Source organism: Methylacidiphilum sp. Yel, from assembly GCF_004421185.1.
GTDB lineage: Bacteria > Verrucomicrobiota > Verrucomicrobiia > Methylacidiphilales > Methylacidiphilaceae > Methylacidiphilum.
The window spans coordinates 1-17714 of the sequence record NZ_LXQB01000011.1 but is presented as its reverse complement, the minus strand read 5'-3'; the positions used below and the strand labels follow the sequence as shown (position 1 = coordinate 17714).

At 43.7% G+C, this 17714-nt stretch carries 15 protein-coding genes, 3 tRNA genes and 3 rRNA genes; 14 read left to right on the top strand and 7 right to left on the bottom strand.

Annotation, left to right across the window (positions count from 1 at the left end):
• The first annotated feature begins 17 nt into the window (after positions 1 to 17).
• Together nadB and A7Q09_RS01775 are read left to right on the top strand one after the other, a co-directional pair.
• Complete coding sequence (gene nadB, locus A7Q09_RS01780) at positions 18 to 1592, top strand: L-aspartate oxidase (RefSeq protein WP_134389609.1); 1575 nt, start codon at positions 18 to 20, stop codon at positions 1590 to 1592.
• Between the two features lie 163 nt (positions 1593 to 1755).
• Positions 1756 to 2133: a helix-turn-helix domain-containing protein gene (locus tag A7Q09_RS01775; RefSeq protein ID WP_244228453.1), complete on the top strand. Its 378-nt coding sequence runs from the start codon at positions 1756 to 1758 to the stop codon at positions 2131 to 2133.
• A 159-nt stretch (positions 2134 to 2292) separates the two neighbouring features.
• On the opposite strand, the gene A7Q09_RS01770 is transcribed toward A7Q09_RS01775, so the two are convergent.
• The 5 genes from A7Q09_RS01770 to A7Q09_RS01750 form a co-directional block, all read right to left on the bottom strand.
• The gene (locus tag A7Q09_RS01770) at positions 2293 to 3222 is read right to left on the bottom strand and encodes a multicopper oxidase domain-containing protein (protein WP_134389607.1); all 930 of its coding nucleotides are present in this window, start codon (positions 3220 to 3222) and stop codon (positions 2293 to 2295) included.
• A 22-nt stretch (positions 3223 to 3244) separates the two neighbouring features.
• On the bottom strand, positions 3245 to 3664 hold the full coding sequence (locus A7Q09_RS01765) for a cytochrome c (protein ID WP_208526657.1): 420 nt from the start codon (positions 3662 to 3664) through the stop codon (positions 3245 to 3247).
• The gene (locus A7Q09_RS01760; RefSeq protein WP_134389606.1) at positions 3661 to 4359 is read right to left on the bottom strand and encodes a cytochrome c; all 699 of its coding nucleotides are present in this window, start codon (positions 4357 to 4359) and stop codon (positions 3661 to 3663) included. Before A7Q09_RS01760 ends, A7Q09_RS01765 begins: the two co-directional genes overlap by 4 nt.
• A 2-nt stretch (positions 4360 to 4361) precedes the next feature.
• Positions 4362 to 5441, bottom strand: coding sequence for a multicopper oxidase domain-containing protein (locus A7Q09_RS01755; RefSeq protein ID WP_134389605.1), 1080 nt, complete (start codon positions 5439 to 5441; stop codon positions 4362 to 4364).
• Positions 5442 to 5667: 226 nt separating this feature from the next.
• Complete coding sequence (locus tag A7Q09_RS01750) at positions 5668 to 7416, bottom strand: glycosyltransferase family 39 protein (protein WP_134389604.1); 1749 nt, start codon at positions 7414 to 7416, stop codon at positions 5668 to 5670.
• Between the two features lie 333 nt (positions 7417 to 7749).
• Here A7Q09_RS01750 and A7Q09_RS01745 point away from each other — a divergent pair.
• The 9 genes from A7Q09_RS01745 to A7Q09_RS01705 all read left to right on the top strand — a co-directional run bounded on the left by A7Q09_RS01745 (position 7750) and on the right by A7Q09_RS01705 (position 15909).
• Positions 7750 to 9273: ribosomal RNA gene (locus A7Q09_RS01745) — 16S ribosomal RNA — on the top strand.
• Between the two features lie 406 nt (positions 9274 to 9679).
• A tRNA-Ala gene (locus A7Q09_RS01740) sits at positions 9680 to 9755 on the top strand.
• Positions 9756 to 9789: 34 nt separating this feature from the next.
• Positions 9790 to 9863, top strand: a tRNA-Ile gene (locus A7Q09_RS01735).
• Positions 9864 to 10009: 146 nt separating this feature from the next.
• Positions 10010 to 12858, top strand: a 23S ribosomal RNA gene (locus A7Q09_RS01730).
• A 95-nt stretch (positions 12859 to 12953) separates the two neighbouring features.
• Positions 12954 to 13069: ribosomal RNA gene (gene rrf, locus A7Q09_RS01725) — 5S ribosomal RNA — on the top strand.
• Together the 16S, 23S and 5S rRNA genes with 2 tRNA genes alongside form the textbook arrangement of a ribosomal RNA operon.
• Before the next feature lie 173 nt (positions 13070 to 13242).
• Positions 13243 to 13770, top strand: a complete 528-nt coding sequence (locus tag A7Q09_RS01720; protein WP_134389603.1) for a hypothetical protein — start codon at positions 13243 to 13245, stop codon at positions 13768 to 13770.
• 27 nt (positions 13771 to 13797) lie between these two features.
• Positions 13798 to 14286, top strand: coding sequence for a hypothetical protein (locus tag A7Q09_RS01715; protein WP_134389602.1), 489 nt, complete (start codon positions 13798 to 13800; stop codon positions 14284 to 14286).
• 65 nt (positions 14287 to 14351) lie between these two features.
• The gene (locus A7Q09_RS01710; RefSeq protein ID WP_134389601.1) at positions 14352 to 15797 is read left to right on the top strand and encodes an NADP-dependent isocitrate dehydrogenase; all 1446 of its coding nucleotides are present in this window, start codon (positions 14352 to 14354) and stop codon (positions 15795 to 15797) included.
• 38 nt (positions 15798 to 15835) lie between these two features.
• Positions 15836 to 15909, top strand: a tRNA-Gln gene (locus A7Q09_RS01705).
• A 28-nt stretch (positions 15910 to 15937) separates the two neighbouring features.
• Here A7Q09_RS01705 and A7Q09_RS01700 read toward each other — a convergent pair.
• Positions 15938 to 16261, bottom strand: coding sequence for a hypothetical protein (locus A7Q09_RS01700; RefSeq protein ID WP_134389600.1), 324 nt, complete (start codon positions 16259 to 16261; stop codon positions 15938 to 15940).
• Positions 16258 to 16575 (bottom strand): zinc ribbon domain-containing protein, encoded by a 318-nt coding sequence (locus A7Q09_RS01695; protein WP_279636281.1) that lies wholly within the window; start codon positions 16573 to 16575, stop codon positions 16258 to 16260. The genes A7Q09_RS01700 and A7Q09_RS01695 overlap by 4 nt, the downstream gene beginning before the upstream one ends.
• Positions 16576 to 16585: 10 nt before the next feature.
• Here A7Q09_RS01695 and A7Q09_RS01690 point away from each other — a divergent pair, with 10 nt between their 5' ends.
• The 3 genes from A7Q09_RS01690 to A7Q09_RS01680 all read left to right on the top strand — a co-directional run bounded on the left by A7Q09_RS01690 (position 16586) and on the right by A7Q09_RS01680 (position 17615).
• Positions 16586 to 16936, top strand: a complete 351-nt coding sequence (locus A7Q09_RS01690) for a hypothetical protein (RefSeq protein WP_134389598.1) — start codon at positions 16586 to 16588, stop codon at positions 16934 to 16936.
• The gene (locus tag A7Q09_RS01685) at positions 16930 to 17136 is read left to right on the top strand and encodes a hypothetical protein (protein WP_134389597.1); all 207 of its coding nucleotides are present in this window, start codon (positions 16930 to 16932) and stop codon (positions 17134 to 17136) included. The genes A7Q09_RS01690 and A7Q09_RS01685 overlap by 7 nt, the downstream gene beginning before the upstream one ends.
• Before the next feature lie 128 nt (positions 17137 to 17264).
• Positions 17265 to 17615: a type III-B CRISPR-associated protein Cas10/Cmr2 gene (locus A7Q09_RS01680; RefSeq protein WP_134389596.1), complete on the top strand. Its 351-nt coding sequence runs from the start codon at positions 17265 to 17267 to the stop codon at positions 17613 to 17615.
• The last annotated feature ends 99 nt before the right edge of the window (positions 17616 to 17714 follow it).

Here is a 17714-nt window from a genome sequence, read left to right as displayed (position 1 = left end):
AGGTTTTAATAGAAATAATGGAAAGAGTTGAAACGGATTTTCTTGTCATTGGAGGAGGTATAGCAGGATTGTTTTTTGCCCTGGAAACTTCACGTTTTGGCAGAGTGGATGTCTTACTAAAAGGCAGTTTTACTCATTCCAGCTCTTGGTATGCTCAGGGAGGAATAGCTTGTGTAAGTTCCCCACAAGATTCATTTGAATCGCATATTTCCGATACACTCAAAGCTGGAGATGGATTGTGCAAGGCCGACGTTGTTAAATCTTTTGTCGAAGAAGCACCTATGCGGATAGCGGACTTAATACGCCTTGGCGTTCCATTTACAAAGACTGCCGAAGGAAATTATGACTTGGGATTAGAAGCGGGACATTCTCATCGAAGGATCTATCATGTTAAGGACCATACGGGCATGGCAATTATTGAAGCATTAAAAAAAGAAGCAAAGAAAAGGAAACAAATTCTCCTCTGGGAAAACCAATGGGCTATTGATCTTATTGTCATCGATAAGATTTGTTTTGGGGCCTATGTTTTTGATAAAACAAAAAAGATTACTAGAGCCTTTTTTTCGCCCCATACGTTGTTATCTACTGGTGGCTGCGGAGGAATTTATCTCCATACGACTAATCCATCGAGTGCAACAGGGGATGGAATTGCCATGGCGTATCGAGCTGGAGCTTTGTTGAAAAACATGGAGATGATTCAATTTCATCCTACGTGTTTTTTTCAACAAAGTTCCCAAAAATTTCTCATTAGTGAGGCGGTAAGAGGAGAAGGAGCAAAAATTATAAACCAAAGCGGGGAACATTTTTTAAAGTGTGCCGATCCGAGGGGAGAACTAGCACCCAGAGACATTGTTAGTCGGGCGATTTTTTTGGAAATGAAAGAAAAAAATATTCCCTATGTTTATTTGGATATTCGGGGAAAACAAAGAGAATGGTTGGAGGAAAGGTTCCCTTATATTTTTTCTTATTGTTTGAGCCAGGGGATTGATATGTCTAAAGATCTTGTGCCCATTGCTCCGGCTGCACATTATCAGTGCGGAGGTGTAGCTACAGATACTTATGGAAGGACTTCTATTGCTGGATTATGGGCAGCAGGAGAGGTGGCCTGCACAGGTTTTCATGGAGCAAATAGGTTAGCGAGCAATTCTTTGTTAGAAGCAATAGTCGTAGCTGGAAGAGCGGCAAAATCTTCAATAAGCCAAAATAATGTTTTAAGAACGCGTATTGATTGGAATTTTGCGTGTTGTCCTGTGGTTGAAAAAAAAGAGCAAAGTGCCAGTGATATCTTGATAGTTATCGAGGAAACAAGAAAATTAATGTGGGAGTGTGTTGGTATTGTTAGGTCGGTTGCTGGACTGGAAAAGGCAAAAAAGGAAATTGAGCTGAAGATCGATTTTTTCAAAAATAAAGAAAAAAAAGAAAAAATAGTATCCTTACTTGAAGTCAAAGCCAAGAATATTGTCTTGGTAGCAGCTGTTATTATTGAAAGTGCTCTGCAAAGAAAAGAGAGTAGAGGAGCTCATTGGATAGTGGATTATCCAAAAAAGTTAGATATAGTTCAAGATACCTGCGTTTCACTTTCTTCCCTATAAATTACAGCAGCTGTTTCGTTTTTTTTTAATACATCTGTAAGCAAAATAAGTAATAATCCCTATATTAAAAGTAGCAAGAAGATGATATAGAATTGACAATTTTTTTAAAGAAACTTATCCTTATTGCTAAAAGATGAACAACGAGCGGCCTAAAAGGGAAGTTGTGATACCGACCAGGAATTCGGAAGCTGCCCGGTTGGTAGAAAACATTTTTAAGTGCAAATGGACAGTTTCGGTCCTGGATTTGATTTGTCAGAATATCTGTAGACCAGGTCAAATGAAAAAGAATATTCCGGGGATAACGACAAAAGTTCTTAACGATCTTTTGAAGAAGCTTTGTGAATGGAGAATAGTGGAAAGAACTGTTTATCCCACTCTTCCGCCAAAAGTAGAATATAAACTAACATCTTTTGGTAAAAAATTTATGAAAGTGTTAAAAAGTGTAGAAGAATTACAAAAAGAAATAGAATTTAATCAGACTCAAGTAAGTACTGTTGAAGCAGAAACTGAAATTTGCTCCTTTCACAATGGCTGTTCATGATTGTGGTTAACTAGCAGCTATAATTATCCAGTCATAGCAGTACTCCTACCATAGGCAATTCTTACTTAGATCAACTCTTATTTTGGTTACCCACAAAGCACTTGCCTATTCGCTTAAGCTTTGCACAAAAGACAGAATCGAGTAAGTCTGACAGTTTTTTTAACGCACAAGGATCTGATCTCCATGTCCCATTTTAGGATCGGCATCTTTTGTAAACATGATTATAGCAATAGCTCCAGTCAAAGCCTCCTTCATAGAATGCGTCACTATGGCATTAGCTCCTTCTACGGGGGAAATGAGATCAAAAATGGCTCCATCCCCTGGTCCAACAGTAAAAGATTGAAGGCCATAGAGAACATTTTTGGGATTTCCTGACACATAGACCCTGTCCCAAATACCGGCGATTGGATGAAAAGAAGCAAACTCATTAGGGCCAGCGTTGACAAAATATATTCTAACTCTTTCTCCAGGTTTTGCTTGTAACCAAGTTGTTGCTCTTTCATCATGTACTGGATCATACTTAAACTTACAAAAATTGAATCCGACAAAATCCCACTTGCTCTCCATCAAACTTTTTTCGTCATCAGGATTGGAATAAATCTCTGATTGGACAAGAACATATTCTCTATCAGCTTTGGGCATAGCGTATGGATTTTTTGGATCTACTATAATTACTCCAAACATCCCTCTTGCAATATGCTGAACCATGGGATCGGCACCGCAATGATAGAAAAACACTCCCGGATAGTTAGCTTTGAAGGTGTAATGCTTTGTTTCCCCAGGCCTTATTTGGCCAAAATCCTTAGCAGCATCTAATTGAGCAGCATGAAAATCCATAGCATGAGATTTCTTGTTTGTTATTTCATTAATCAATGTGAAATCAACGATATCTCCTTCGGTCACTCTCACTAAGGGCCCTGGCACTTGTCCATTAAATGTCCAGGCTGAGTATTTAGTTCCTTTATTATCAATTACCACATCAGCTTCTTTTCCATGGAATGTTACTGAAACTGTTTTTGCCATTCCTATCGAAATGGTGCAAACAGTTATGAGCAATGCCATTAGGTGTTTTATGAATCGCTTTTTCATTTCTCCTCCTTTTTGGTTTGGTTTATTTGCTTTCTCCTCCACAATTACAGACATGTCTTAAGTAATCTTTTAATTCATAAATTTCTTGCTGTGTAAGGACTTTACCCCAAGCAGGCATGAGGATTGATTTTTGCACAGAAATCCCGCCATAAGTAATGGCTTTTATAATTTCTTCGTCAGGAATTTTTCCCATCTCCTTCGGATCTGTGTGATCCCTCGGTTGGACAGTCATAAATTTGGAATTAATTCCGGTTCCATTTCTTTCTATGCCATGGCATTGGACGCAATAGGTGTTATATAGCTTTTCTATTTTAGTCCATTTAGCATCATCGGCTCTTGCCACAGGAGGAATAAAGGAAGTAGGCAACAGCAGCACAAGAACAAAGAGAAGAGAGCGTTGAATCTGTTTGGTAAAAAAATCGATTGGATCCAGTCCTCTCATTTTCCCTCCTTTTGTTGAGATCTATGAAGACTCAGGAGATAAGATGAAAGTCTTTGCAGATCAGCTTCTGCAAGCTCAAGCTTAGGCATCCAGATATGTGGTTCAAACTTCTGTGGATCTTCAATAAATGAGTAAATGAAATCTCCTTGCAGTCGGTCACCTGCGTCATAAAGCTCTGGTCCTGACAGCCCTCCTCCACCCTCTTTTGTGGCATGACAGGCTGAGCAACCCCTTAATTTACCAAAAAACATTGCACCAATCGAAGGATTGACTGGTTCGTTTTTAAATTTGCCGGGAATAATCAGCCCTTCGGGTTTTAAACTCATTAAAGCATTAGCGACCGATTCTGCTTCATTAGGAGAAAGTTTTGGATGGGGGCTTAAAGATGAAGAATCTATTTCATCCCCGTTTGGAGTCTTTTTAATATGCTTAAAATAAAATTCTCCCGCTGGTCGAATGATAGTTGGTTGTTGTAACCATTTTACCAGCCATTTTTTTTGAAATTTTAGACCAGCATAGTAAAGATCGGGTCCTTTTCTTGTCCATAATCTTTCCAATGAATTATCGGTTGGTTTGGTTATGGCATGACAGCTAGAACACTGAGCTTGCAGTATCTGCATTCCATCGTCAGCAATGAGCCGGTTAGCAGCTAAATAGAAAAATAAAGAAAGAAAATAAAAGTAACCAATTTTCATTTTTATTGGGGGGCAGGTTCTCCTTTAAATGCTGGATTTATGAAAAGGCCATAGGGTTTTTTCATCGATTCTTCATAAAAAAAGTCAGGTATGAATTTTTTGTCTTTCCACTCATACCAAGAATCAGTCTTTTCGACCTCATCGTATTCGATTATGGTCATGATTCCTCCCATTGGATTGCCGCCATTGGTAGTATGAACATCCACATGATCGTGAACCATCCAACGGCCCGGATTATCTGCGTACATAAACAGATCGTATCTTTCTCCTGGAGAAATAAGGACAGTATCAGCTTCAATAGGATTTGGAAGGAAGTGTCCATCTTTACAACCAATCAAAAACACATGACCGTGAATGTGGAGAGAATGAACAGTATCACTTGTTGCAAAAATCCTAAAACGGATGAAATCTCCTTTTTTTACCCTGATTGGTTGGGTTTCAGGATAGCTTTTAGCGTTAATTGTAAAATAGTCTTCGACATCTCCAGGAATGCCTCCATATCCAGGTTTTCTTGCCCAGTGAGAAGGCCAACTGCTGAGCATCAATATAAAATCTTTGGTCACTTTTTTTTCTAATTGGTTAGGTTTGGGGGGATCGACAATCAATGGGCCCCACATTCCTCTCATCGATACATGTTCATTGACATTGACATGACAGTGATACCAATAAGTCCCTGCAGGTAAAGCCTTGAAATGATAAGTAAAGGTGTCTCCAGGTTTTATTTCAGGCTGAGTTGTATTTGGCACACCATCCATTTGCCAGGTGCCGGTTTGAAGAATTCCATGCCAGTGGATCGTATGTGGCAGAGTAGTGAGGTTTGTGACTTTGATAGTTAAGTCATCCCCATATTTAACATGGATAAGGGGACCGGGAACCTGGCCATTGAACGCAAAAGTGTGGAATTTTTGATCTTTGACTAGAGTAATAATTGTATCTTCTATAGTGAGCTCAAAAGTACGGGATTCACTGCGGAGAGTCTCTCGAAGTCCATTAAAGTACAATAGGAGAGCCAAAAGAAAGAGAAGCAGTTTTTGCAATGTATAAATGGCGCTCTTGAACCATGGGGATCTCTGAAAATGCATGGGTACATAGAAATCATTTTAAAGAGGAAAAACAAGTAGGCACAATTTAGGATGAAAGTTACTTTTTGGTTCTAATAGTTGATGGGCAAAGAAATATTTTTTAATTTATTTTAGAAATTTAGAAAAAAACAAAAAATCTTACTGGGCGACAAATCTTCAAGGTTGATTTGGCTCTTCTCTATGTTTAAGCATTTTTAATGAATCTCTCAAAGGAAACACTCTAGGTTCAATAATGATAATGATAAAAAATTTTTGACCACGACATTCTTCCAAGATTTAATCCTTCTATCTTTCCTTCTCCGAGGTTATCTTGATTTTTCAATGCAGAGGGTAAAGAAAGGGGGGGCGATGCAATTGCTTTTTCTTGTTTTTTTTGAGGCTGCTTGGTCTTTTCAAAGGACTGCATTAGTCCTTTTCCAAGGGAGGTTTCTTCTTCCAATTGGATCAAAAAAAAGGGTGGTTTAGGAGAAGTTGGCAAAGCTGTATCCCATCTCCAATTTCTATTCGAATAGAAAACTAAGCTTGGCTCTGTATATCCCCAGGCACAGTTTATCGATGTAGCGGGCATGTTTTTAAACATAGCAGAGAGTCTTATGGTGAGGGAAAGAAACCGTAAGTCTTTGGATAAAAAAGAGAAGGAAGAAGCAAGCAAAGCAGCCAGCAGGGCCATAATGAAGGCAAAAGGCATAGAGATGGAACGATTTTTTATACACGAAAGGAGTGTGAAACCAAAAAGGGATAAAAAAAGAAGGACCAAACCCCCAAGTATTGGAATATCCTTCAGGGAGGTGCCTTGAGGCCATCCTTGGTAAAGGCAAAAAAATATGAGGCTTAAAGCAAGGATTGTAAATAATCCAAGAAAAAAGAGAGCAAAAAGAAAAGAAAATCTGGTATGTTTGGCTTCGCCAATGCCTTGGGCTATTAACAAGAAGTAAGCGGGAAAGCCTGGCATGATATAATGGGGAAGCTCTGTGGCATAGAAAGAAAAAATGAGAATAGGAGCCAGAAACCAGGAAAGCAAAAAACTATTCTCCATTGACCAGTTTTTCTTTAAGGTTTCAAAAAAAAATACAAAAAATGCGGAGTTTGGATAGAGACTTACTAAAGAAGATAGAAAATAATAGAAAGGAATGAACGGGCGATTATCAAACGCTTCTATTCCTCTATGAATAATGTGTTCTCCAATGCCTATTTTAAAAAAAAGCCCTTTTGTTTCGATCAATGCTGGGATAGCCCAGCAACTGACGATTGCAAGGCACAACAGCGAACCTGGAATTGGAGCAATATTGGCAATAGGTAGAGGTTTCCTCCAGAAAACAAACCGGTGAAGCAAATAAGTAATTAAGGCTATGAACCAAATTATAGGTCCTTTAGCAAGAAAACCGAGGGCAAGAGAAATCCAAAAAATAAAAAACCACAAAGGCGACTTCTTTTTAAGTAGATTTAAAAATGCCCATTGAGAAAGTGTTCCAAAGAGCACCAGGACCATATCGGCGGTAGCTAATCTACCATGAATAAGGGTCTGCACGGAGACAATAAAACCTATAGGTGCCACCCATCGGATGGGAGAACAATAGCCATTGCTTATGCTATAGAGAATCGTGGCTAAAATTGAAGCAGACAGGATCGAAGGGAGTCTAGCAGAGAATTCATTAACTCCAAACAATTGATAAAAGAAGGCCATCAACCAATAAATTAATGGTGGCTTATCCAGCCTGAACTCCCCATTGAAGAAGGGAACGATGAAATCTTTTTTTTGAAGCATTCCCCTTGCCGCCTCTGCAAATCTTGGTTCGTCCCGATCAATGAGTGGTAGCGAATAAGATCCGGAGGAAAGCAGAACAAAGGCAAAGAAGAATAGGAAGAAAGGTGGCAAAAAAAACCATTGTTTAGAAGGATAAAAAAGATTTGTCCTATGGAAGGGGGGTGGGGTTTGGTTTTTTTCTATATGAGAATGGCTATTGATGGAATCCATTTGTTGGATGCGTTATAATTAGAAAGAATGAAGAATAATAACAGAGAACAATCTTATAACAAGATTATTTGGCTATTTGAAATTACTCAAGGAAGCATTATATTTGAAATGAAAAATAAATTTTCTTTTTTATAGTAAAAAAATCTATTGACTAAAATGGGAGAGTGAATAGGATAAACTCCCTACGAGAAAGCAAAATAATAAAAAAATTGTTCTTTGATAACTTTAGGTCGCCTAAAAACAGGATTGAGTTGTGCAGAACCTTATGTAAGGTTTTGCAGTAGTTTTGTGGCCTGCTCTAAAATTTAGAGCATTAAGCCAAGAATCTTTCTCTTTACGGAGAGTTTGATTCTGGCTCAGAGCGAACGCTGGCGGCGTGGATAAGACATGCAAGTCGAACGAAGCTTTTTCCTTGGCAACAAGGAAAAAGTTCAGTGGCGAACGGGTGAGTAACACGTGGGAACTTGCCCTGAAGTGGGGAATAGCCCATCGAAAGATGGGGTAATTCCGCATGTGATCGAAAGATCAAAGTAGGGGACCTGCAAAGGCCTTACGCTTCAGGAGAGGCCCGCGGCCCATCAGCTAGTTGGTGAGGTAATGGCCCACCAAGGCTAAGACGGGTAGCTGGCCTGAGAGGGTGGTCAGCCACACTGGGACTGAGACACGGCCCAGACACCTACGGGTGGCAGCAGTCGAGAATTTTTCACAATGGGCGAAAGCCTGATGGAGCGACGCCGCGTGGAGGATGAAGGCCTTCGGGTTGTAAACTCCTGTCACCCTGGACCAAGACTTTCAGCTTGAATAAAGCTGGAAGTTTGATTGTACAGGGAGAGGAAGGGACGGCAAACTCTGTGCCAGCAGCCGCGGTAATACAGAGGTCCCAAGCGTTGCTCGGATTTACTGGGCGTAAAGGGTGTGTAGGAGGTTAGATAAGTCGGATGTGAAATCCCTTTGCTTAACAAAGGAACTGCATTCGATACTGTCTAGCTAGAGGACCGGAGGGGGAAGCGGAACTCTCGGTGTAGCGGTGAAATGCGTGGATATCGAGAGGAACACCGGTGGCGAAGGCGGCTTCCTGGACGGTACCTGACTCTGATACACGAAAGCTAGGGGAGCGAACGGGATTAGATACCCCGGTAGTCCTAGCCGTAAACGGTGTGCGTTAGGCGTTGGCGGAATCGACCCCGCCAGTGCCGTAGCTAACGCGTTAAACGCACCGCCTGAGGAGTACGGCCGCAAGGCTAAAACTCAAAGAAATTGACGGGGGCCCGCACAAGCGGTGGAGCATGTGGCTTAATTCGATGCAACGCGAAGAACCTTACCAGGCCTTGACATGCCGTGTTCAGTTGCCGAAAGGCAATGGCCCGCAAGGGCGAACGGCACAGGTGCTGCATGGCTGTCGTCAGCTCGTGTCGTGAGATGTTGGGTTAAGTCCCGCAACGAGCGCAACCCCTATGTCCAGTTGCCGAAAGGCTCTCTGAACAGACTGCCTCGTATAACGGGGAGGAAGGTGGGGACGACGTCAAGTCAGGATGGCCCTTATGGCCTGGGCTGCACACGTGTTACAATGCCCGGTACAGAGGGAAGCAAGACCGCGAGGTGGAGCAAATCCCAAAAACCGGGCCCAGTTCAGATCGAAGGCTGCAACTCGCCTTCGTGAAGCCGGAATCGCTAGTAATGGCGCATCAGCTACGGCGCCGTGAATACGTTCCCGGGCCTTGTACACACCGCCCGTCACATCCTGAAAGCTGGTTGTACCCGAAGCCAACCGTAAGGTTGTCGAAGGTATGGCTAGTGATTGGGATGAAGTCGTAACAAGGTAGCCGTAGGGGAACCTGCGGCTGGATCACCTCCTTTCTAAGGAGTAAAGCAGCGAAAGTATTCGGTAAGATTCCGAAAATATTCGTTGCTTAGGTCGATTACTTGCCTTGCAATCATAGATTGGAGGCGAGTAAAAAAAATGATACTGCAACCTTATAATAAGGATTCTGCACAACTCAGTTCTGTTGAACTGGCGACCATAGCCTTTTAAAGCAAAAACCAACAGCTAAGAATAGTATCCAGTTTCAGTAGAAGCGAAGAAGGTCCATGTTGAGCTTAGTGAGATGATTTTGTTGTTGTGTATCTCATACTCAAAGGATAGGCATTTCTGAGGGATAGAGAAAGGCAACGACAAAATACTTTGTTAGGTAAAGCGGAATGGATCACAATGGCATGCTTTGGAAAAGGAGTAACGAAACGATAATCCTACAGATAGGTTATCGGGGGCATAGCTCAGCTGGGAGAGCGGCAGCTTTGCAAGCTGTAGGTCAGGGGTTCGAATCCCCTTGCCTCCACCAGCATGCGGTTGGCCCAAAACGTCGGGACTGCATTGGGCCTGTAGCTCAGTTGGTCAGAGCATGCGCTTGATAAGCGCAGGGTCACTGGTTCGAGCCCAGTCAGGCCCAGATGGTTATTGATAAAGAAAGGCATTCCGATTTTCCTGACAAAGTTTTTCTAATGATTGGGGTAGAGGATGCGTTTTAAAAGGCTATATGTTCTTTGAAAACTGCAGGTGATTGAGAGTAAAACATTTAAGAGTACTTAAAGAGAGTTACAAGCAAGTAAGGGCACATGGTGGATGCCTTGGCGCCAGGAGGCGATGAAGGACGTGGCTACCTGCGATAAGCCTCGGGGAGTGGGAAGCACGCTTTGATCCGGGGATTTCCGAATGGGGTAACCCGGTACGAGTAATGTCGTACCATACCAGGTTGAATCCATAGACCTGGATAAGCGAAACCCGCTGAAGTGAAACATCTCAGTAAGCGGAGGAAAAGAAAGCGAAAGCGATTCCGTTAGTAGTGGCGAGCGAAAGCGGAACAGCCCAAACCAGTCAGCTTGCTGACTGGGGTTGTAGGACCACCATATAGGCAGTTGTAGAGCTAGGAGAAGCGGATGGAAAGTCGCCCCATAGAAGGTGAGAGGCCTGTATCTTAAAGCTTGCGCAACGCCTGGTGGTATCCTGAGTAACGCGATGCACGGGAAACTTCGCGTGAATCTGCGCGGACCACCGCGTAAGGCTAAATACTACCTGGTGACCGATAGTGAACCAGTACCGTGAGGGAAAGGTGAAAAGAACCCCGATGAGGGGAGTGAAATAGAACCTGAAACCATGTGCCTACAAGGTGTCAGAGCCCGAAAGGGTGATGGCGTGCCTTTTGCTTAATGAGTCTGCGAGTTACTGTCTGTGGCAAGTCTAAATCCTTTTGGGATGGAGGCGAAGCGAAAGCGAGTCTGAATAGGGCGTTTGAGCTGCAGGCAGTAGACCCGAAGGGGAGGTGATCTACCCATGGCCAGGATGAAGTCACCTTAACCGGTGATGGAGGTCCGAACGGGTGACGGTTGAAAACGTCTCCGATGAGCTGTGGGTAGGAGCGAAAGACTAATCAAACCCCCTGATAGCTGGTTCTCCTCGAAATAGATTTAGGTCTAGCCTCATGTGCTGACCTGTGGGGGTAAAGCACTGAATGGACTAGGGCCCTTACCGGGGTACCGAATCCAATCAAACTCTGAATACCACAGGGTGGAACATGGGAGTAAGACGGTGGGGGATAAGCTTCATCGTCGAGAGGGAAACAACCCAGACCGCCAGCTAAGGTGCCAAAATGCAGCTAAGTGGAAAGGATGTGAAATTTCTTAGACAGTGAGGATGTTGGCTTAGAGGCAGCCATCATTTAAACAGTGCGTAATAGCTGACTCACCGAGAAATTTTGCGCCGAAAATGATTGGCGATTAAGCTGCATACCGAAGCTGCGGGTGTCGTTAAGACACGGTAGAGGAGCGTTCCAAATACTGTGAAGCGGGAGGGTAACCGACCGTGGAGTGTTTGGAAGTGAGAATGCAGACATGAGTAACGATAAGGCCGGTGAAAATCCGGCCCGCCGTAAACCCAAGGTTTCCTGGGGAAGGTTCGTCCTCCCAGGGTTAGTCGGGGACTAAGTTGAGGCCGAAGGGCGTAGACGATGTCAAGCTGGTTAATATTCCAGCACCACCGACATTTAACCGGAAGGGACGCATTTCAAGAGAAAGGCGAGGTGCTGAAAGTCCTTGTCCCGCAAGGGGACCTGAGGGAGAAATCCTGAGGGGATCTTTCAAATGAAATGCCAAGAAAAGCTTCCGGGTAGACTAAGGTGCCCGTACCGGAAACCGACACAGGTGGGTGGGTAGAGTATACTCAGGCGCGTGAGTGAAATCTCTTTAAGGAACTCGGCAAATTAGCCCCGTAACTTCGGGAAAAGGGGTGCCTCCTGCAAAGGAGGTCGCAGTGAACAGCGCCAACCGACTGTTTAACAAAAACACAGCTCTCTGCAAAGTCGTGAAGACGACGTATAGGGAGTGACACGTGACCAATGCTGGAAGATTAAGGGGAGAAGTTAGCCCTCAAGGCGAAGCTTTGAACCCAAGTCCCAGCGAATGTCGGCCGTAACTATGACGGTCCTAAGGTAGCGAAATTCCTTGTCGGGTAAGTTCCGACCTGCACGAATCGTGTAACGAGTTGGCGACTGTCTCAAAGAGATGCTCAGTGAAATTATAGTGGCGGTGAAGATGCCGCCTTCCCACAGTAGGACGGAAAGACCCCGTGCACCTTTACTGTACGCTGTTACTGGACTTCTGTTATGGATGCTTAGCGTAAGTGGGAGACTGTGAAGCTTCCTTTTCGGAGGAAGCAGAGTCGCCAATGAAACACCACTCTTCCGTAACGGAAGTTCTAACCAAACTCTCTGAATCGAGATTTGGGACAATGGCAGCTGGTCAGTTTGACTGGGGCGGTCTCCTCCTAAAAAGTAACGGAGGAGTTCTTAAGGTTCCCTCAGCACGGTTGGCAATCGTGCGTCGAGCGCATGGGTAGAAGGGAGCTTGACTGTGAGACCGACGGGTCGAGCAGGTACGAAAGTAGGACCAAGTGATCCGGTGGTTGAATGTGGAATCGCCATCGCTCATCGGACAAAAGGTACGCCGGGGATAACAGGCTGATCGAGCCCAAGAGTCCATATCGACGGCTCGGTTTGGCACCTCGATGTCGGCTCATCGCATCCTGGGGCTGGAGAAGGTCCCAAGGGTCCGTCTGTTCGCCGGTTAAAGCGGTACGCGAGCTGGGTTCAGAACGTCGTGAGACAGTTCGGTCCTTATCCACTGTGGGCGCTGGAGATCTGAGGGGTTCACTCCCTAGTACGAGAGGACCGGGAGTGACGGACCGCTGGTGTTCCGGTTGTGCCGTCAGGCGCAGCGCCGGGTAGCTATGTCCGGAAAGGATAAGCGCTGAAAGCATCTAAGCGCCAAGCCATTCCCAAGATGAGATCTCCCCATTAGGGCCGTGGTAGACTACCACGTTGATAGGCCGCGCGTGGAAGTGCAGTAATGCATGGAGCGGAGCGGTACTAATAGCCCGATTGGCTTGTAGTTCTCTAAGTGCTTAGGTCTTTTATTCTCAATTAACCTGCAGTTTTCAAAGAACGAAATGGTCATTAGACCTCTTCCTTTGTGTATAAAGGAAGAGGTCTGGTGACCATAGAGACATGGAACCACCCGTTCCCATCCCGAACACGGAAGTGAAACATGTCTTCGCCGATGGTAGTGTACCGATAGGGTACGTGAGAGTAGGGCGTTGCCAGAGATGAAATCCCTTACTTGAATAAAGTAAGGGATTTTTTTTCTAATTGGTGTTGGAGTTTTTTTGCATTCATTTTATAACTTTGACTCATCGACTGAGTTTAATTGTTAAAAAGAAAGCTGGTTCATTCAAAGAGTCTTCCGGTATATCGAATTTTAGCTTGACTAAATAGACCGATGAGTTTTCTTAAAAGTTCTTTTCTTCTACTTACAAAAATAATGGGGATAGCTGGAGTTTTTCTTTATTTTTGTGGCTGTGTTCATACAAATTATTTTCCATACCATGGAGATGGCATTCAGGAAGGAAAAGGAGGAGGCAAAAGGATTGTTAATGGAATAGAAGTTTGGTCTGATGGACTTCCACTCCATAAATATAAGATTATTGGGGTGATTCATGACGAAAGAAGCGGTTTTTTTTCTTCTGGATTGATTAAAGATATAGTGAAAAAAGCAAAGAAAATTGGTGCTGATGGTGTTATCGAATATCAAGCTTATGCAGTAGCAGCTAATCAATTAGCGGCCGCCGCTGCTGGTTTTGGAACCAATGCAATGTATTTTCCTCAATCTTATGGGTCTACTATGGGAAGTTGGTTGCCCTATGCTGGACCTGCATCTGCTGGACTTTCTGGAGCGCAAAGTGGACAGTCCCGCTGGTGGGTATTTAAATATGTTCATTCTCAGAATGAGAAAAAAAAGAAAGGATAAAAAAACATCCTAATTCCTAATGATTGTATGAAGAGCCTTGTAAAAAAAACACTAATGGTTTTTTTGCTTTTGTGGCTCTGGGCTTGTTCCTCAACAAATTATATACCTTATGAAGGAGGAGGAAGACAAAAAGGGAAAGGAGCTTCAGTTCAGAAAATTAATGGAATAGACATTTGGTATGATGGATTACCTCCTCGCCCATATAAAATTATTGGGATTATTCATGATAGAAGAAGTGGATTAATAAAATCCTCTTTACTGAAAGATATTACTAAAAAAGCAAAAAAAATGGGGGCGGATGGCTTATTGGAATATCAGGCTTATGGGATACTGCCAGGTGGTGCAACTGCTGCATTAGGCTCGGCTGCTGGACAAGCTATATGGGTTGCAGGAGCTTATGGGGCAACTGCAGCGACAGGTCCTGGTTTTTTTATTGCTGCTCCTGTTTTAGTCGGTCTCTCTTCTGCAACGGGTGGACAATCTCGATGGTGGGTAATTAAGTATCTAGCTAATTGACATGTGGCATTTAATAAGGATAAAAAAATAAAATAAATTAATTAATTTAACAAATTCTACAAAAAATGAAAAAAGTACCAATCACTGTAGCTTATGGAGATGGAATTGGCCCCGAAATTATGGAAGCCACATTAAAAGTGATTTTAGCGGCTGGGGCTGAGCTAGAAATCGAGACCATTGAGATCGGTCAAAAAATTTATATGCAAGGGAATCCCACCGGAATTGATCCTGCAGCTTGGGAAAGCCTTAAACGAACAAAAGTTTTTTTAAAGGCACCCATTACAACTCCTCAGGGAGGAGGCTTTAAGAGCTTAAATGTTACTTTTAGAAAAGCCTTAGGACTTTTTGCAAATGTACGGCCTTGCATTGCTTATCATCCCTTTGTATTTACAAAACATCCTAAGCTTGACTTAGTAATCATTCGAGAAAACGAAGAGGATCTTTATAGTGGAATAGAACACAGACAAAGTCTCGATTCGTATCAGGCGCTGAAGATTTTGTCTTTTCAAGGAACAGAACGAATTATTCGTTATGCTTTTGAATATGCCCGTTGTTTTGGGAGAAAGAAAGTAAGCTGTTTTACAAAGGATAATATATTAAAGATAACCGATGGCATGTTTCATAAGGTGTTCGAAAGGGTGGGGAAAGAATATCCCGAGATCGAAAAGGAACATTGGATCATTGATATTGGCTCGGCTAAACTTGCTGATAGCCCAGAATCCTTTGATGTTATCGTCCTTGCTAATCTCTACGGAGACATTCTTTCAGATGTAGCTGTTCAGATTGCTGGTTCTGTTGGTCTGGGTTCCTCTGCCAATATAGGAATGCGATATTCTATGTTTGAAGCTATACATGGTTCTGCACCGAGGAGAGCTGGACAGAATGTAGCAAATCCTTCAGGTCTTCTTTTAGCTGCTGTTCAAATGCTTGTCCATATTGGACAAAATTCTGTTGCCGATAGGGTATACAATGCATGGCTTCGGACGATTGAAGAAGGAATTCATACCTATGACATTTTTAGAGAAGGGGTTAGTAGAAAAAAAGTTGGCACAAAAGAATTTTCCGATCAAATTATCCAAAATTTAGGGAAAGAACCGGAGGTTTTAAAACCTTTTTGTTCCACTAAATTTAAAGAAAATCCTAAAACAAATTTTTCTATTGTTCTCCCTCAAGAGAGGAAAGAGCTAGTTGGAGTAGATGTTTTTGTTGAATATCCTCTTCATCCTGCTCAATTAGCGGACCATTTAAGAGGCTGTTCTGATCCATTTATTTTGGAATCGATTGCAAATAGAGGAATGTCAGTATGGCCTGCTTGCTTTGAGGAAGCTTTGCTGGCTGGTCCCTATCAATGCCGTTTTATTAAAAATAAAGAAAACAATTCAACCATTTCTCATGGTGATGTTGTTAGACTTTTGGATCGAATCCAGAAAATCGGATTGGAATTCACTAAAACAGAGTTATTGTATACTTTTAATGGGATGGAGGGGTATTCTCGTAGCCAAGGAGAATAAAGAAGCAACCAGGCTCGTAGAGAAAAATAGAGCTGTATTGCCCGGTGGTGTAATGGTAGCACAGAGGTCTTTGGAGCCTTTAGTCATGGTTCGAGTCCATGCCGGGCAGCCAGATTGGTGTCTGAGAGCGTATCTCAGATTCACATAAAGAAAGTAGTCCTATTTCTGGTGGACCCGAATAGGGCTAATTTTATGCTGTCTGGGGTAAGGATGGTCTTATGGAAGACAAGTCTCAAGAGTTCTTTCTGTTGATAAGGCTGGGTGTGCTCAAAGACATCCGGAAATTTATTCAAGGCAGGCATCACTAATTCTTGAGTGGCGGACTTCTTTTCTATTTCCTTGATCGTCGCTTCTAACGCCTGGATGCCAGTTTCAATCTCCTTTCTTCTTTTGCCTAACTGATCCAGTTTCTCTTTGAGGAAAAGACTGCTGTCCTCGCTTGCCAGGGATGCCCACTTATTCATAATGCCATCGGCAAAATTCTTGTTTCTGTAAGCTCCTTCTGGAGGAGTGTTTTTTGCTCTTTCAACTCCAGGAGTTCCTTCGGCAATTTTTCGTTGGTGGAGCTAATGATGCTCTCCATGATGTCTTTTTTGGTGGAGAGCTCTCTAATTCTTGTTAGGATAACTCCCTCGATTTCATCTGCAGGCAGCTTGAACTTGCATTCTTTGTTCTTGCAAGTGTAGTAATAATACCTCACACCCCTGGCCCCGGTTCCAGAGCGCCCTTCCATCTCGTTCCCGCACTTTCCGCACCAGAGAAGCCCACCGTTTAGGATGTAGTTATGTTTGACAGGCCAGCAGATCCAACAGTTCCGGAAGCGGCGTCAGCCGGTTGAGCGGGCGGCATTTGGATTGCCCATTGTGTTCTTACGTAATGGAGCCAAAGTGACCTCGGTAGGAGAGCGTCATCATCGCCGGGCTTCTCTCCTCTTTATCCATATGACCCGTCTATCTAATAGGAAATATGCATTAGTCCTGGCATTCTTCCAAGCTCAGCTTTTGGAAGAACACGAAAAGCTTAAGCTGGAGCGACAAGAACCGCCCGTCTATCCGGATCTGTCCTTGATTGATGACTTCATCCAAGAAGTTAGTTCTAAGGAAGAATTTCGCCCTGTGATGGAGGTAACGGGATGGTAACCAAGTGGACGCGTAAAATCGTCGCCTTTCTGCATGACCCGCCGGGGAAGGCACTGGTCTTGCGGTCGGTGTTTCATACTCCCCATGTCCAGCTTGCCGAAGCATTACAGCAGATTGTGTTGGGGCGTCCGGCCAATGCTGATGAAGAAAAAAACCTGGCGACGAAGACCGACCTTATCGTTCGCCCGCTGACCGGGTGAATTTCCCTGAGAAGACCGAGGCCTACTGGGACCGGGTGACTCCCACCCTCACTCATCCCCTATCGGCAGAGGCCCAAGCTCAACCCGTGTCACTACCCACTCAAAATCTGCAGCAACTGGATGAGGAAGTGCAGGAAAAAGCAGGCCAGCACATTCTCCAGCTCTTGGTGAATCAGCTAGCGGCCCAATCAGACAAAGAGAAACGCCTGTACTTCCACATTTGGCGGCTTTTATACGAGGAGCTTGCGAAAAAGACGAGCCTGAAGATGTGGATACATGTGCTTCCCGCGGATACTCGACAACCAGACCATCCCTTGGAGCAGCACCTCTCTATTTCGACAGCCATTGCCGATGCGCTACCGAATCCGGCCTTTCTGGTCTTCTTCCTCGGTCCTGTGCAAGAGTTCATTGCGGCAGCGCGGCGCACACAGAACCTCAGGATGGGCAGCTGGATCCTCTTTTACCATCCATCGCCGTAATGCCCCTGCCTTCAGGCATGGGGATATAAGGCGATAAATTATAGCTATGTGTAGTATAATTATGTATGAACAGAAAAGAACAATTGAAATCCAATAAAA

What these genes read in the sequence shown, in the direction of transcription:
- A7Q09_RS01760 (WP_134389606.1), bottom strand. Translation starts at nt 4,359, where the DNA reads ATGAAAATTGGTTACTTTTATTTTCTTTCTTTATTTTTCTATTTAGCT.
- A7Q09_RS01710 (WP_134389601.1), top strand. Translation starts at nt 14,352, where the DNA reads ATGAAAAAAGTACCAATCACTGTAGCTTATGGAGATGGAATTGGCCCC.
- A7Q09_RS01765 (WP_208526657.1), bottom strand. Translation starts at nt 3,664, where the DNA reads ATGAGAGGACTGGATCCAATCGATTTTTTTACCAAACAGATTCAACGC.
- A7Q09_RS01770 (WP_134389607.1), bottom strand. Translation starts at nt 3,222, where the DNA reads ATGAAAAAGCGATTCATAAAACACCTAATGGCATTGCTCATAACTGTT.
- A7Q09_RS01720 (WP_134389603.1), top strand. Translation starts at nt 13,243, where the DNA reads ATGAGTTTTCTTAAAAGTTCTTTTCTTCTACTTACAAAAATAATGGGG.
- A7Q09_RS01755 (WP_134389605.1), bottom strand. Translation starts at nt 5,441, where the DNA reads ATGCATTTTCAGAGATCCCCATGGTTCAAGAGCGCCATTTATACATTG.
- A7Q09_RS01700 (WP_134389600.1), bottom strand. Translation starts at nt 16,261, where the DNA reads ATGAATAAGTGGGCATCCCTGGCAAGCGAGGACAGCAGTCTTTTCCTC.
- A7Q09_RS01715 (WP_134389602.1), top strand. Translation starts at nt 13,798, where the DNA reads ATGAAGAGCCTTGTAAAAAAAACACTAATGGTTTTTTTGCTTTTGTGG.
- A7Q09_RS01750 (WP_134389604.1), bottom strand. Translation starts at nt 7,416, where the DNA reads ATGGATTCCATCAATAGCCATTCTCATATAGAAAAAAACCAAACCCCA.
- A7Q09_RS01685 (WP_134389597.1), top strand. Translation starts at nt 16,930, where the DNA reads ATGGTAACCAAGTGGACGCGTAAAATCGTCGCCTTTCTGCATGACCCG.
- nadB (WP_134389609.1), top strand. Translation starts at nt 18, where the DNA reads ATGGAAAGAGTTGAAACGGATTTTCTTGTCATTGGAGGAGGTATAGCA.